The 14744-nt window shown below is 68.8% G+C and carries 13 protein-coding genes; 3 read left to right on the top strand and 10 right to left on the bottom strand.

The genetic code is table 11. The features are described from left to right. Positions 1-15 precede the first annotated feature (15 nt). The 6 genes from ACFSXZ_RS08800 to ACFSXZ_RS08775 form a co-directional block, all read right to left on the bottom strand. Positions 16-1365: a hypothetical protein gene (locus ACFSXZ_RS08800; RefSeq protein ID WP_378263202.1), complete on the bottom strand. Its 1350-nt coding sequence runs from the start codon at positions 1363-1365 to the stop codon at positions 16-18. Then, positions 1362-1958: a DUF3558 domain-containing protein gene (locus ACFSXZ_RS08795; protein WP_378263200.1), complete on the bottom strand. Its 597-nt coding sequence runs from the start codon at positions 1956-1958 to the stop codon at positions 1362-1364. Before ACFSXZ_RS08795 ends, ACFSXZ_RS08800 begins: the two co-directional genes overlap by 4 nt. After that, complete coding sequence (locus ACFSXZ_RS08790) at positions 1955-2473, bottom strand: hypothetical protein (protein WP_378263199.1); 519 nt, start codon at positions 2471-2473, stop codon at positions 1955-1957. Before ACFSXZ_RS08790 ends, ACFSXZ_RS08795 begins: the two co-directional genes overlap by 4 nt. An 88-nt stretch (positions 2474-2561) precedes the next feature. Then, the gene (locus tag ACFSXZ_RS08785) at positions 2562-4289 is read right to left on the bottom strand and encodes an MOSC domain-containing protein (protein ID WP_378263197.1); all 1728 of its coding nucleotides are present in this window, start codon (positions 4287-4289) and stop codon (positions 2562-2564) included. A gap of 100 nt (positions 4290-4389) precedes the next feature. After that, complete coding sequence (locus tag ACFSXZ_RS08780) at positions 4390-5322, bottom strand: MBL fold metallo-hydrolase (RefSeq protein WP_378263195.1); 933 nt, start codon at positions 5320-5322, stop codon at positions 4390-4392. Between the two features lie 48 nt (positions 5323-5370). Beyond that, complete coding sequence (locus ACFSXZ_RS08775; protein ID WP_378263193.1) at positions 5371-6300, bottom strand: SDR family oxidoreductase; 930 nt, start codon at positions 6298-6300, stop codon at positions 5371-5373. Between the two features lie 362 nt (positions 6301-6662). Between ACFSXZ_RS08775 and ACFSXZ_RS08770 the strand changes: the two genes are divergently transcribed. Continuing rightward, on the top strand, positions 6663-8186 hold the full coding sequence (locus ACFSXZ_RS08770; RefSeq protein WP_378263191.1) for an AMP-binding protein: 1524 nt from the start codon (positions 6663-6665) through the stop codon (positions 8184-8186). 29 nt (positions 8187-8215) lie between these two features. Here ACFSXZ_RS08770 and ACFSXZ_RS08765 read toward each other — a convergent pair whose 3' ends face one another. Then, positions 8216-8824 (bottom strand): TetR/AcrR family transcriptional regulator, encoded by a 609-nt coding sequence (locus ACFSXZ_RS08765; protein WP_378263190.1) that lies wholly within the window; start codon positions 8822-8824, stop codon positions 8216-8218. Between the two features lie 146 nt (positions 8825-8970). Here ACFSXZ_RS08765 and ACFSXZ_RS08760 point away from each other — a divergent pair, with 146 nt between their 5' ends. Then, the gene (locus tag ACFSXZ_RS08760) at positions 8971-9906 is read left to right on the top strand and encodes a LysR family transcriptional regulator (RefSeq protein WP_378263188.1); all 936 of its coding nucleotides are present in this window, start codon (positions 8971-8973) and stop codon (positions 9904-9906) included. Positions 9907-9911: 5 nt separating this feature from the next. On the opposite strand, the gene ACFSXZ_RS08755 is transcribed toward ACFSXZ_RS08760, so the two are convergent. From ACFSXZ_RS08755 to ACFSXZ_RS08745, 3 genes are read right to left on the bottom strand one after another with little or no spacing between them, the layout of a single operon-like run. Beyond that, complete coding sequence (locus ACFSXZ_RS08755) at positions 9912-10850, bottom strand: fumarylacetoacetate hydrolase family protein (protein ID WP_378263186.1); 939 nt, start codon at positions 10848-10850, stop codon at positions 9912-9914. After that, a complete protein-coding gene (locus ACFSXZ_RS08750) occupies positions 10847-12211 on the bottom strand; it encodes an MFS transporter (RefSeq protein WP_378263184.1) in 1365 nt (454 codons plus the stop codon). Before ACFSXZ_RS08750 ends, ACFSXZ_RS08755 begins: the two co-directional genes overlap by 4 nt. Before the next feature lie 50 nt (positions 12212-12261). After that, positions 12262-13698, bottom strand: coding sequence for an amidohydrolase family protein (locus ACFSXZ_RS08745; RefSeq protein WP_378263182.1), 1437 nt, complete (start codon positions 13696-13698; stop codon positions 12262-12264). 365 nt (positions 13699-14063) lie between these two features. Here ACFSXZ_RS08745 and ACFSXZ_RS08740 point away from each other — a divergent pair, with 365 nt between their 5' ends. Beyond that, positions 14064-14708: a dihydrofolate reductase family protein gene (locus ACFSXZ_RS08740; RefSeq protein WP_378263180.1), complete on the top strand. Its 645-nt coding sequence runs from the start codon at positions 14064-14066 to the stop codon at positions 14706-14708. Positions 14709-14744: the final 36 nt, after the last annotated feature.

Raw genomic sequence — 14744 nt, 5'->3', positions numbered from 1 at the left:
CCCTCAGGCACCTGGCTACAGGCCGATCACCGGTGGCGCTGTCTTCTGATCGGTGCCGAAGGTCTCGTCACCGTCCTCGCTGACGAGGTACTTGGTCTCGTGCTCCTCGTCCTCCTCGCCCTTGCCCTTACCGGCGGCGCCGCCCATGCCGGACATGCCCGACATCCCCGCACGCCCGGCCGCACCCGCCGTCCCAGCCCCACTGACCGCACCGGGCCTCGCCGCGTAGCCACCCTCACCAGCACCGACCCGGTTGCCTCCCGCCAACGGACCACGCGCGCCACTCCCGGCGCCGGGGCCGCGTCCTTCGGATTCGCCACCCCCAGCACCACCGAAGCCGCCGCCACCGAACCCACCACCGCCTACCGGCCCGAACCCGGCGAAACCTGCCGAGGGGTCAGGGCCACCCGCACCGAACGACCCCGGCGCCGAACTGCCCTGCGGGTAGTTCGAGGTGTTGCCGGGCGGCTTGTAGCCGGAGGTCGTGGTCACCGGGTTGTATCCGCCGCCCGACGGGTTGTACCCACCCACCGACGGCCTCGGACTGCCCGGCACGCCGCCCGGACCTCCGGTGGAGTGCGCCACCGGTAGCGCGTAGCTACCCGCTGCACCTGGCGCTTGGTACCCGCCCGACCCGCCACCGCCCACGCCGGTGGGTGTCTGATGACCGGATGCCGCATCCTTGCCCTGCTGCGAGGGATCGAGTTGAAAGGCGCTGATCTGGGTTTCCTGGTCGCCGGGAAGGTGCCCGTAGTCGATCTTGATCGACTGGCCGACCGTGGTGCTGCTCTGGTGATACCGGTCGTACAACTGCCGGTTCTGCCACAACTGCAGGTTGTACTGCTCGACCGCTTTCTCGGCGTCCGAGGCACCGGGAACCAGATTGTCGTACCAGTTCGCCTCCGGCGCCGGGTCCGGCATCGGGAGCACGGAATTCCGGATCCGGTCGAACGTATCGGCCTGGGTCTGAACATGCTGGGCATTCGCGGCGAGAGTTCGCGACGCGTCGTCGGCCGACACCGCGAGCGGCCGGATATTCTCCCGCGCCGCGTCCGCGCCATTCCCCGACCACGCCGATTCCAGCCGCTGCACCAGATCATGTGACCCGTCGGAAATCGCCAGCTGGGCCCTGGTCTGATCATTGGCCACGTGTGCGCCTTGGTGCAGATCGGTCGAACCGTATCCGTTCTGGATTTCCTTCACGATCTCCGGGATCGGCATGGCCTGCGCGCCCGGATGCCCGTGGAACACAGTGTCCAGCCAGTTCCCGGCATCATCGATCCGCTGCTCGACCCACCGCCCAGCGTCTTCGACCGCGCCCACCGCGTCCTTGTAGACGCCGCCGAGCGCGGACCACAGACTCATTGCGCGGCCTTCAGATTGGTGAGCACGTCCTCCGCGATGGCCTTCGCGGCATCACAGGGGTTCAGTTTTCCGTAGCGGTCACTGCCCACGATGAAATGGACGTCAAAAGCGAGATTGTCGGCGATCCCGACACCTACGCTGCAGTCACCAACCGGATGGACCTCGGTGGAGTTGTACGCCACGGCTGGGTAACCACCAATCGTGATGGGCTGCTGATAGGCGTCGCGCTGCTTCTGCGCATAGTAATCGCTCAGGCCGTTCCTGAGCCCTGTCATCCACGCGACATCGATCCCAGCCGCTGTCGACGGCTTCGTCCAGCCGCAACCAGGGCCAGCCGCATTATCCGTATGTTGAGCCTGCGGAACCTCACCAATCAAATCCGCCAATTGACCATCCGTCAACGCGCTGAGGCATGGATGCTTGCTGATTACAGACGCAGGAAGAGGATTCTGCACCTTTGGCGCCGAAACCGAGCTTGAGCTATTCGTCGACGACACGGTGCCCGACGGCGTGCCGGCCCCTGGGGTCGACGAACACCCCTGCAACAGCACGAAGCCGATCAGCCCAACGGAAACCAGCAGTTTCCCCCTCACCCGAAGGCCCCCTTTCCAGCCTGGCCGACAGCACCTGCCGTCCCCTCGTCGGTCTGCACCGTGATATTGAGTGCCGCCGCGATCTTACTGACGACCTTGTTCAAGTAGGCCTGCTGCCGACGCAGGTGCCCGACGTAATAGGTTCCAGCGTTGTTCGCGCTGCCAGTAGCGGCCAGACTCGCCGGGTCTTTCGCGGGCGCCTGGATCTGGGTCAACCTCTCGGCCGGTCTTAACTGGTCGGTGATCTCTTTCAGCAAGTCCTGGGCGCGCTTGAGGGTGTCTTCCATCTCCTCGCGGCTCATGCGGATCGTGCCCGCCGAACCGCCGCCGGACGTCACCGCACTCGCCCCAGCGGGCACGTCCGCCGGCCCACCGAACCCGGCCTGCCCCAGCACCGCGCCCGCGGCGTTCTGCCCGATCGCCTGACCCGCCTGTCCGATCGCCTGACCGGCGCCCTTGACGGCGTTGCTCTCCTCACCGGTCACCACGAACGAGACGTCGTCCCACCAGCTCATAGTCCTCTGTAACCCCCCGACTACGCGTAGCCACTAAAGGCTACCGGCCGCGTCAAGGCGCGACGCGCCGCACTGAACGGGAGGCCGGTCAGAGATCCAGGACGACGTCGGTTTCGGGTTGTGAGCAGCAAATGAGCGTGGTGCTCTCGGCCGGGGGTTCCAGGGGCTCGGTCCGGTACCTGACCGAGCCGGACAGGATTTGGGTCTGACAGGTGTGGCAGACGCCGGTGCGGCAGGACCAGCGGGTCGGGACATCGCACGCTTCGGCAAGGTCGAGAACGGTGGCGTAGTGGTCGCTCCACGGCACGGTGAGGCCGCTGCGGGTGAAGGTGACCCGGGGACCGGTGCCGGCCGGGCCCTCGGGCTGGTGCGGCGGGGCGTGGGTGGCGTCGGTGAGGCCCGGGTTGACAGCCGGGAGGGCGCCGAACAGCTCTGTGCGAATGCGGTCGGCATCCATGCCGATGTCGATCAGTGCCGCGCGCATGGCGTCCATGAACGTGCTCGGGCCGCACAGATACGTGGTGGCTGTGGCGGGCAGGTCGAGAGCGGCCAGGGTCTCGCGGCTGAGCCGGCCCCGGACGGCCGGTGGATCCACGTCGGCCGTCGGGGCGGTGTAGTAGACGTGTTCGTGGCTTCGGTCGAGGCCGGCCAGCAGTTGATGAGCCTCGGCGGCGAAAGCGTGGTCCGCTGCCGATCGTGCGGTGTGCAGCCACCAGACTTCGCGTTTGCTGCGGGCTGACGCGAGAGCGTGCAGCATTCCCAGGACTGGGGTCACCCCGACGCCGGCCGACAGCAGGACCACGGGCGTGGTGTCGTCACCGTCCTCGGGCAGGACGAAGTCACCGCGCGGGGCCGCGACATCCACGGTGTCGCCGGCACCCAGTCGCGTGTGGAGATACGTGCTGACGACGCCGTGGGTCTCGCGTTTCACGCTGATGCGGTATTCGTTGTCCGACAAGGCGTCGGACAACGAATAGTTGCGCACCGGTGGCGGGTCACCGGCACCGGTGACCCGCAGGGTGAGGTACTGGCCGGGCTTGGGCCGGGGCAACGGGATGCCGTCGGGCGCGGCCAGGTGAATCGACACCACCGTCGCGCTCTCGGGAACGATCCGCGAAACGCGCAGCGGCCGGAAACCGGCCCAGCCGACGGGCGTGCCGGGCGCCTTGTGCTCGGCGGCGTCGAGCAGGTCGCGGAACGATTTCCGCCAACCCGGGCTCAGCGCGGGAATCTCCACGGCGGCGCGGAGCCGATCGAGATCGCGGTCGGGCAGATAGAGCAGCGCGTCGATGGCGGCGACGCTCATCCGGTGCGGCCCGATCCGGGTGCGGACGATGCCGTCGCCGGCCCGCACCCGGCCTTCGGTGATGACGCGCAGGTAGAAGCCGGGCCGGTGATGGGCCACCAGCAGCGCCGGCATCCGTGGCTCACCAAGGCGCATCCCGACCCGGAAACACGTCACGCGGGGCTGGGTGACTTCGAACTCGGCCTCGCCGATGCGGTAGCGGTCGCCGATGTGCACCTCGTCGTCGGACAGACCGTCGACGGTGAAGTTCTCCCCGAACCGGCCGTAGTCGAGGTCGTCGCGCCCGAGGTGCCGCCGCCAGAACTCGTAGGACTCACGCTGGTAGACGAGCACGGCGCGAATTTCTCCGCCGTGCCCGCCCAAATCGCCTTGCCCGTCGCCGTCGACGTTGAGCGTGCGGACCATCCGCGGACCGTCCACGGGATATTTGAAGATTCCGGTGTGGACGGTCCGTCCCTGCCAGGCGATGTCCTGTGGCAGACCGACATTCAGTGACAGTAGGCGCGCCATCCCGCTCGCCCCTTTCAGGTCATCGCGCGGTTACGCCGGTGCCGGCGAGGCGTCCTTCGATGGTCTCGCGTTCATTCGCGGTCTGGCAATGCCAACGCGGTCAGCTCATGTCGTCGGCGAGCACGATCTCCATCGCTTCCGGCCACGGCAGGGAGACGAGGTCCGGCCGGAGCTCGGCGTACACCGCGCGAATCGTCTGGAGCGCCCGTGACGCGTGCGGCCACAGGCGGTACTCGCCGGGGTCGAAGCTGCGGTAGGCCTGTTCCAGAGGCGTACCGGCCTCGACGCACCGGGTCGCATGATCGAGGAGGCGCGAGAGGTAGTTCCGTGTCTCGCGGACGCCCGAGGTGCCGGCGACCGGGCCGTGGCCTGGCACGACGACAGTGGCGCCGAGCGAGAGGATGACTTCGCAGGCGGCGATGTAGCGGGAGACCGGACCTGCCCACACGATGGGGGTGGAACGGTGGAACAGGATGTCACCGGCGTAGACGACGCCGGCTTGCGGTAGGTGCACGATCGCGTCACCGCCGGTGTGGGCGGGTCCCACCTCGATCAGTTCCACCGCGCCGTCACCGAACTCGAGCGTGTGGGCACCGTCGAAGGTCTCGGTCGGATACACCGGTCGCCAGCCCTCGTAGTCGTAGATCGACGCCCGCCACCTCGACCAACGACGCAGCGCGGTCCCCTCTTCACCGACGTCGGCGAGACGGCGGGGGTCGACTCGCGGCGTTCGCATGCCGTCCGCGGCCGCCGTGGTCGCGACGATGCGGGCGTCGTCGAAGAACATGTTCCCGAACCAGTGGTCGCCGTCCTCGTGGGTGTTGACGACCGTGGTAACCGAGCCGAGGCCGGTGGCCGCGGCGCGGACGGCCCGGGCACGCCCGACGTCGTTCTGGGTGTCGATGACGAGGATCTCGTCACCGAGCCGCACCAGCCCCGAATTGCTCATGCCCCAACTTCCGGGCGGTTCGAACCATGCCCAGCAGTTCGGCGCCACTTCGTGCAGCCCTCGCGAGAATGGCACGGATGCCATGGGGGGTCTCCTGTCCATGATCGGATGCTGGAACCGGGTGCGCCGGGATCACCCCCACTTGCCGCCCGTGCCGGGCGCGAAGTAGTGCCCCTCGTCCAGGTCCTCGAGCAGGCCTGGCTCGCGCGGCACCCAACCCGTCAGCTCGCGGGTGAGGGCGCTCGAGGCCGGGCCGTCGAGGGCGACGAAAACCCCGAGGAAGCCGAAATGCTCGTCCACCTGCTCGGTGGGGACCGAGCGCACCGGGATGTCGAGATGGCGTCCGATGACCTCGGCGATGTCACGCAACGAAACGCCCTCGTCGGCCACGGCGTGCAGCACGGAGCCCGCCGGTGCCACCTCGATCGCCCGCCGGAACAGGCGCGCGCTGTCGCGGACGTGCACCGCCGTCCAGCGGGCCGACCCGTCGCCCGGGTAACCGGAGAACCCTTGCTTGCGGGCGATTTCGACGAGAGTGGCCATGAACCCGGCGTCGCCCTCGCCGTGGACGGTCGGTGACAGCCGCACGACCGACGGCCGCAGCCCGCGCTTGGCGAGGGCGAGGGCGGCGCTCGGCCCGGGCTGCCGGTGGTCGCTCACCGAACCAGGGAAGGGCAGGTCGCGCTCGGTGGCGGCCCTCGCCTCGTCTCGCGCGAGTCCGAGGGTGCCTCCGGCGACGACGATCGCCCCGCCGGGCGGCAGCCCCGAGCCCAGGGCCTCGATCGCGGCGACGTCCGACGCGACGGCGTCGTCGAAACGCCCGATGAAGGCGATGTCGTGCCGGAAGGCGAGGTGAACGACGGCGTCGGCCGCCGTGGCCGCCTCGCGCAGCACGTCGAGGTCCTCGACCGACCCGCGGACGACCGCGGCGCCTTGTGCCTCGACGGCGGCGGCCGAAGCGTCCGACCGGGCGAGCCCGGTGACCTCGTGCCCCGCTCCGAGGAGTTCGGGGACGACCGCGGAACCGATCCATCCCGACGCACCGGTGACGAACACGCGCAAAACAGCACCTCTATTTCGACGAATGGGGACAACGTGTTGATCGTTACCAATCCGACCACAGCCACGGCGGAAACGGGTCTATACAGCCAGATTGGCCGCGGTCCGTCTCCGCCTGCTTTTGGTCGGATTGGTAAGGCCGCCTGATTTCGCGGAGCGGCCGATGATCCGTGGGGATGGCGATACGGACCACTTGCGACCACGCTAACAGCGGTCGAGCCGGTGGCCCAAATACCGGTTCGGCATGGCCGGCATTCCTGCCGGGAATGTATTGCCCACCATTTTTCCGTTGAAAAGGAACGCCACGGCGATTAGTTTTACGGGTCCAGCGTGCTCGAATCCCCGTGCTCGACGAGGAGTGCCCGATGACCCGGATCGACCAGACGACGGCCCAGTGGCTGACACGGTATGGAGCCGACGACGCCGACGTGGCCGGCCTGCTCTGCGACGACCACGATCCGGCCGCCGTCGCCTTCACCTTCGTGGCGCCGGACCTCACCACGACCGCGCTGACCTATGGCGAACTGGCGGACCGGAGCCGCCGGCTCGCGGGCGGGCTTGCCGCGCTCGGCGTCCGGCGCGGGGACAGAGTGCCGGTGCTGATGGGAAAACGGCCCGAACTCATCGTCACCCTGCTGGCGATCTGGCGGCTCGGCGCCGTGCATGTGCCGCTGTTCACCGCGTTCGCGATCGGCGCGGTGCGGATGCGGGTGGAAAGTTCCGGCGCGAAGCTCGTCGTCACCGAGCCCGCCCAACGGTCCAAAGTGGACCCGATCGCCGGGATCACGGTGCTGGAGACCGGATCCGGGTTCGACGCGCTGCTCTCCGGCGAGCCGGTCGCCGAGTCCGTCCGGGTGGGCGGCGACGGCACGTTCGTGCAGCTCTACACCAGTGGCACCACCGGGTCGCCGAAGGGCGTCCCGGTGCCGGTCCGGGCCCTCGCCTCCTTCCACTGCTATCTGCACTACGGCCTCGATGTCGGTCCCGAGGACGTGTACTGGAACGCGGCGGACCCCGGCTGGGCCTACGGGTTGTACTACGCGGTGATCGCCCCGCTGGCCGCCGGACGCACCAGTCTGCTCTTCGAAGGCGGTTTCGCACCGGAGACCACCGCCGAAATCGTGCGCCGGTTCGGCGTCACGAACTTCGCGGGGGCACCGACGATGTACCGGGCGATGAGCCACGCCGGTGTTTCCGGCCTGTCGCTGCGCCGGGCTTCAGCTGCCGGTGAGCCGCTTTCGCCCGACGTGGTCGCGTGGGGACGCACCGCGCTGGGAACACCGGTCCGCGACCACTACGGGCAGACCGAGCTGGGCATGGTGATCGGCAACCAGTGGCACCCGGACGTCCTCGAGGAGATCAAGGACGGCTCGATGGGCCGCCCGCTGCCCGGGTTCACCATCGGGATCGCCGACGGCCAGATCGCCGTCGCCACCGACAGTCCGCTGCTCTGGTTCACCGGCTACGACCGGGCGCCGGAGAAGACCACCGAGCGTTTCACCCCGGACGGCCGCTGGTATCTCACCGCCGACACCGGCCGGGTCGACGACGACGGGCACTTCTTCTTCACCGCCCGGGACGACGACGTCATCCTCGCGGCGGGCTACCGGATCGGTCCGTTCGACGTGGAGAGCGTCCTCATCACCCACCCTGCCGTGGCCGAAGTCGCCGTGGTCGGCAGGCCGGACCCGGAGGGCATCCGGGGTGAGGTGGTCGAAGCGTTCGTGGTGGCCGACGGCGGCGGCAACGACGAGCTGGCGCGCGAGTTGCAGGATCTCGTGCGCGACACCTACTCCAAACACGCCTATCCGCGCACCGTCCACTTCGTCGACGCCCTGCCGAAGACGCCCAGCGGCAAGATCCAACGCTATTTGCTGCGGCAGCGGTGAATCGGCCGACGGAGGGCGAAGGCAGCGCGTCAGCCGGGCTCGGCACCGAGGGACGCGGCGACGCCTGCCAGGGCGACTTCGACGGCCGCGTCCAGCGCCGCCGTGAACGCGCCTCGCCGGGGAGCGGGATCGCGCATCCACCGCCAGAGCACCCCTGAGTAGACGTCGAAGAGGACCTCGCCGACGACGCCGAGCCGCGAGTCACCGCCCGCGCCTTGGTCGTCGGCGAGGCCGGCGAGCTCCAGGCTCATCGGTGACGGGTGGAGCACGGGCCCGCAGGCCCGCAGGTAGCCGAGCAACATCTCACGGGTTTCGGTCGGCCGCTCCTCGGTGATGGCGGCAAGCCCGCGGAAGTACGCGCGGAAGCGGTCGAGAACGTCACCCTGCGAGCCTGCGGCCTTGGCGGCCGCGGTGGCCTGAGCACGCCGCCGGCGAGTCCATTCGAGCGTGATCTCGCTCTTGCTCGGGAAGTGGTTGAAGGACGTGCGCCGGGAAGTCCCGGCCCTCGCCGCTATCTCGTCGATGGTCGCGGCTTCGTACCCGCGCTCGGCCACCAGCGCGACCGCGGCCTCGTACAGCCGCTCGCGGGTCGCGAGCCGCCTCCGCGCCTGCCCGTCGAGCGCCTCCGCCGTGGTCACCCCGCTCCCTTCGCGCTCTGGACAGTCTCGCGCCCGGGTGTAACAGTGTGACGAGCGCTTTCTGCATCATAGTGCAAAATCGGAGGTCAACCCGCCGTCGCGGCGGCGGCCTGACGCACTCGTGCCGACGAAACCGAGGTGGCGGGATGGAAATCCGGCAGATCCAGTACTTCACGGCGATCGTGCGCGAGGGGAGCTTCAGCCGGGCGGCGCGCAAACTGCACATCGGCCAGCCCGCACTCAGCAAGCAGATCAAGGCCCTCGAGCGCGAACTCGGCGTCGACCTGCTGGTGCGACTCCCCGAAGGCGTTCGGCCCACGCTCGCGGGCAGCCGTCTCGACGAGATGTCCCACACGTTCCTCCGCTACGTGGACGACATCGGCCAGGCGGTCCGGGAGGCGGCGGGCTCGCCCGCGGGAACGGTCACGCTCGGCCTCTCACCCACCCTGGTTCCCGCACTGGCCGGTCACCTGGAGCGACGCTTCGCTGACGAATTCCCGCACGTCCGGATCGAGATCGTCGAGGCACTGCCCATGTTCCTCGCGGAATGGCTGGAAGAAGGTCGCCTCGACCTCGGCGTCTTCACCCTGTCCTCCTATGCGACACGGCAGTTGTCGGTCGTCGAGGTCGGGTCCGACGAGATGCTGCTCGCCGGCACGGAGGCCGCGCTCTCCGGAATCGGTGAGCACGCCACCCCGGACGCGGTCGGGTCCCTCCGGCTCGCCCTGACGCCCGGGTTCCGCGAGGTCCTGCACAGCAGGCCCGAATTCGCGCGCGTCGCGCAACTCGGCGGGTCCGGGATCGACTCAGTCCACATGGTCCGGGATCTCATCGCGCGCGGCGAGTACTGCTCGGTCCTCCCCTACACGTTCCTCCGGGCGGATCTGGACCGCGGCGTCCTGGCCGCGGTGGGGTTCGCCCCCGTCCTGGAGCGGAAGCTCGTGGCGGCGACCCGCACGGGACGGCCGGCCTCGCCCGCGGTCAGGTCCGTCGTCGAGATGGTCCGGCGCCGCCTCGGCGAACTCGCCGAACTCCGGCGGTCCACCCGGTCCGCAGCCCGGATGTCCTGCCATCCGGCCTGAAAGGATCAGCCGGCGGGACGCAGCGGGATGACGTCGATTCCCTTCGTCACGGTCTGCCGGGTCTCACCCAGCCCCTCGCCACGCAGGCTCACGACGTCCCCGGGCTTCAGCCAGCGCGTGAAGTCCTCCAGCTTCGGAGTATCGACGTGTTCGAGCAGGCAACCGCGAGGGACGGTGCCGGACCCGATCACCGCGCCCGGCCTGAGATCGGTGCCCCGCGACGCGTACGCGAGGAGCTCGCCAAAGGTCCAGTCCATTTGGTCGAGAGTGCCTCGGGTCAACTCGTCGCCGTTGACGCTCGCGGACAGTTCGAAAGCGAGCCTCCCGTCGCGGCGATACGGCTCGAGTTCGTCGACGGTGACCAACGCCGGACCGAGCGTGATCGCGCAGTCCTTGCCCTTCGCCTGGCCGATGCCCTGCGCCATGTCCACGGCCTGGTGGTCCCGCGCGGTCCAGTCGTTGAAGAGCGTGTAGCCGACGATGTGCTCCTCGGCGTCCTCCGCGTGCAGATCCCGGCCACCGCGGCCGATCACCGCCCCGACCTCCAGCTCCAGATCGAACATCGTCGAGCCCGGAGCGACCGGGACGTCGTCGTACGGCCCGACGACCGCGTCGCGGTTGGCGAAGTAGAAGGCCGGGTTGCGCGACCACACCGGGTCCAGCGCCCTGTCCCTGCCAAGCGCCTGATAGCAGTTGCGGAGGTGCTCGAGAAAGCACAATCCGTCCCGCACCGACTGCGGACGGCGCAGCGGGGCGAGCAGCCTGACCTCGTCCAGTCCGCGAACCTCCGTGGGCGCGCGGTGGGCGTCCTCCCCCGCTTCGGCGAGGCTCCCGCTCTCCAGCAGCGCCTCCAGGGTCGTCCCCACGGCAAGCCCGCGTACGGACTCACCGTCGAGCACCCCGGTGCGGACCCCGTCGCCGGCCTCGTAGGTCACCCACTTCACAGCTTCTCCTCCAGCTTCAGAGCATTACCCGGGTCGAAGTCCTGTGCCGGCCGGGCTCCCGTTCCGAGATACAGCCGAATCCCCGCGACGGCGAGGGCGGCGGCAACCGTCAGCACGCACGCGGCGAGCACGACGTACATCGGGGCGCCGGTGCCGACGGTCGCCACCAACCACACCAGGATCAGGTTCAGAAAGCCGCCGAGGAGCGCGATGACGGCGTTGTAGGGCAACGAGAAGCCGGTCTGCCGCACCTCGGTCGGGAAGATCGCCGAAAGCAGGCTCGGGACGGCTGCCGGAACCCCGCTCGCCGCCATCGCCGCGGGCAGCAGGATCCACATCGCCAGGCCGGATCGTGGAGACAGACCGGGAACGACGGCCAACAGCAGCACGGTCGCCGCCGCCGCCGACAGACCGACCCAGAGCAGCATCCGGCGCCAACCGTACCGGTCGGCGACCAGACCCCAGACCGGCATCGCCACCATCGCCCCGGCGATCCCCACGAGACTGGCCGCGAGCGCCGTCGTCGCCGGGTAGTGGAGGGCGGTCTGGAGGTAGGTCGGCCAGTAGTTGAAGTACGTGACGTTCACCAGCGTGATGGCGACCGAGACAAGGACGGCGAACCACACCGCCGCGCGGTGTTTGCCGAGCACCTCACGGATCGGCGCCGACGGGCGCCGCACTTCTTCGCGGCGCTCACCGGCGAACTCGGGTGTCTCGTCGAGCTTTCGGCGCAGGTAGAGCGACACGAACCCCAACAGGCCGCCGACGACGAACGGCAGGCGCCAGGCGAGCGAAGGGGCGCCCGGGGTCAGGTGCGTGACCACCAGGCCGGAGAGGAACGCCGCCGCCGCGCCGAGGAGAAAGCCGCTGTAGGCCGTCAACTGCTGGAACGCACCCGCCCGCGCCACGCGGCCGGACGGGGCGTGCTCCGTGACGAAGACGGCGGCGGCGGGAACCTCGCCGCCGACCGCACATCCCTGGCCGAGCCTCATCAGCAGGAGCAACACCGGTGCCGGCCAGCCGACCTGGGCATAGGTCGGCAGGATTCCGATCAGCACGGTGGAAACCGACATCACGGCGACGGTCAGGAGGAACAGCCGCTTCCGTCCCACCCGGTCGGCCACCCTGGCGATGAGCACCCCGGCCACGGGCCTGACCAGCAGCCCGGTCGAATAGATGGCGAGGGTCTGGACCAGCCTCAGGGTCGGCGCCATGTCCGGCGGGAAGAACGCCTTCCCGATCAGGGTCGCCACGTAGATATAGACGACAAAGTCGTAGTACTCCAGTGCCGCTCCCAGCGAGCCGAGGCGGATGTTCCGCCTGGCTCTCCGGGCAGCGTCGGGCGAAGATGACCGCGTCATTGCAAGCACATCCTTTTTTGACTGGATATCCGGGATCGGGGAAAGGCGCTTCAGTCCTCGAAGTCGACGGCGGCGTAGGGCCAGCCCACCGTGTCGATCAGGTAGTCGTGAGACTCCCGCACGCGGCGCAGGACCTGATTCAGGTCGACGCCGAGCAGGCGGCCGTCCCACTTCACGAACCGGCCGTCGACCAGGACGGCGTCCACGCAGTCCACCCCGGCGCCCTGGACGACCGTGGCCAGAACGTTGTTGCGCGGGAACAGGTGGGGCCTGAGCGTGTCGATGAGGATGACGTCGGCCTTCTTGCCCGGGGTCAGCGAGCCGACGAGATCGCCCACCCCGCAGTTGTTCGCGCCCTGCTGCGTCGCGGACAGCAGTATCTCGCGCAATGACGCCGCGGTCGATCCGGAACGATGCTGATCCACCCGCTCCAACTGGTACAGCGCCCGCATTTCGGCGAACATGTCGATCGCGTAGGTCATCGGATTGTCGTTGCTCAGGCCGGGACGCAGGCCCTGCTCGACCCACTCGCCGTAGGGAATCCGGCCGTAGCGGAACTGCGACTCGATCCGAGGGCACACATTGACCTGAGCGCCGTTGTCGATGACGATCCGCCGTTGTCCGGGCGAAAGGAAGTTGGCGTGGTTGATCGCCTCCCGCCCGTCGAACGATTTGTTCTCATACAACGCGGCGAGATCCTGTTTCTCTATTCCGCTGTCGAACGAGAACCACAGATCAAGCTCCTTGCGAACGGGCAACAACTCCGTCAGATCGTCGAACCCGGGCGCGAACAGGCGCATCGTGCACAACTGGTCGTCGCCGCGGAAATAGTCGTCCCTCAGGCGACGGGCGTCCGCCGGAAAGGTCCGGGCCCAGTCGCCCGAACGCGGGCGGCCCATCGCGTGGACGCCCCGCACCCCGGACCCGAGCAACGCTTCCACCCCGGCATCCGAGTGCTCGGGCGAGCGCGCGTTGTGCATGTTGTCGACGACGGTGGTGATGCCGCCGTTGAGCGCGGCCAGCAGAGTACTCAGGGTGCCCGCGTAGATGTCTTCGGGACGGCACGCCGGTGCGAACAGCCGATGGGCGGCATACATGTAGCTTCGCCCGGACTCGGGCGCTCCACCGATGGCATCCTCGGTGGTCTGAGGGATGTTCTCCGGGATGATCCGTCCCAGCGACCCTTCCCAGCAGTGGATGTGCGGATCGCAGAAGCCCGGCATGACAATGTGGTCCCGCGCGTCCACGACGACCGCCTCCGGCGCCGAGATCGAGGCGCCGACCTCGGCGATGCGGTCGCCGACGATCAGGACGTCACCGACGGCGAAATCCCCCACCTCGCTGTCCATCGACAGCACGGATCCACCCCGGAGGAGGATCTGCTGAGGCAACGTGCCCGTGGGGCCGCTTCCGGCGTGCTCTTCGAGAAGCGCCTGGAAACGGCGGACCTCGGCCGCGTCGGGCGCGGCATTCGCGTCAGCGCTCATGAGTCCTCGATTCGACAGTTCGGGCCCGCTGCCCGGTCATTGCCGCTCGCCCGTCGACGCCGATCCGGCGGCAGCGTCAGGCTAACAGTCCGAAGAAGACGGACCCAAATGCCGATCGGAAATACCACCATTCCTGGGAAGAATGGATTCTTTGATTCGAACGGCGATTTTGACGAAATCTGTGCGATACGCGAGTGACCGGGGTCCCTCAGCCTCGGCGGAGGCACGTTCCGCTCCGGGGATGCGACCGCCGCGACGTCGCCGTTCCGTTACGCGCCGAAGCCGGGTGCCGCCGCGGCGATGAGTTTGCCGACGGCCGCGGGTCTACCTGTCGACCGACACAACCACCACATCGGGAGTAAGCCATGGGCCTCATCGACATCGAGATGTTCGCGACCCTCGACCTCGTCGGGCAGGCGCCCGGCGGCCCCGACGAGGACCCGGCAGGGTTCCCGTTCGGCGGCTGGCAGGCGCCTCTGATGGACGAGGTCTCCGGGGCGCAGGTCGGTGCCGCGTATGAGGACACTGACGCTCTCCTGCTCGGCCGGCGGACGTATGACATCTTCGCCGCCTACTGGCCGCACTACGAGGGCGACGAGGACAACCAGATCGCCACGCTCTTCAACAGCGTGCCGAAGTACGTGGCCTCCCGTGGCAAGCCCGACCTTTCGTGGGCCGGGTCCACGCAGCTCGGCCCGGATCTGGCCAAAGCGGTGCGCGAGATCCGTGACCGGCACGAGCACGTGAAGGTCGTCGGCAGTCTGGACCTGGTGCAGACACTCTTGCGCGAGAAGCTCTTCGACCGTCTCGACCTCTGGGTGCACCCGGTCGTGCTCGGCGTCGGGAAGAAGGTGTTCGACGGCGGCACCGTACCCACGAACGTCACGCTCCTCGACCCGCCGGAGGCCAGCCCGAACGGCATCGTGCACCTGCGCTACGGGCTCGCCGAAGGCACGCCCGCGACGGGAGACATGAGCGCACCCGATCGTGGTGTCGCGCGCGGCGGGTAAAACCGCGGACCCGGCCCACGTCCGCCGGGCTCGGCG

It is taken from the genome of Amycolatopsis pigmentata, from assembly GCF_042684065.1.
Classification (GTDB): Bacteria; Actinomycetota; Actinomycetes; order Mycobacteriales; family Pseudonocardiaceae; genus Amycolatopsis_E; species Amycolatopsis_E pigmentata.
The sequence above is the reverse complement of the archived record's forward strand: the minus strand, read 5'-3'. Positions and strand labels throughout refer to the sequence as shown.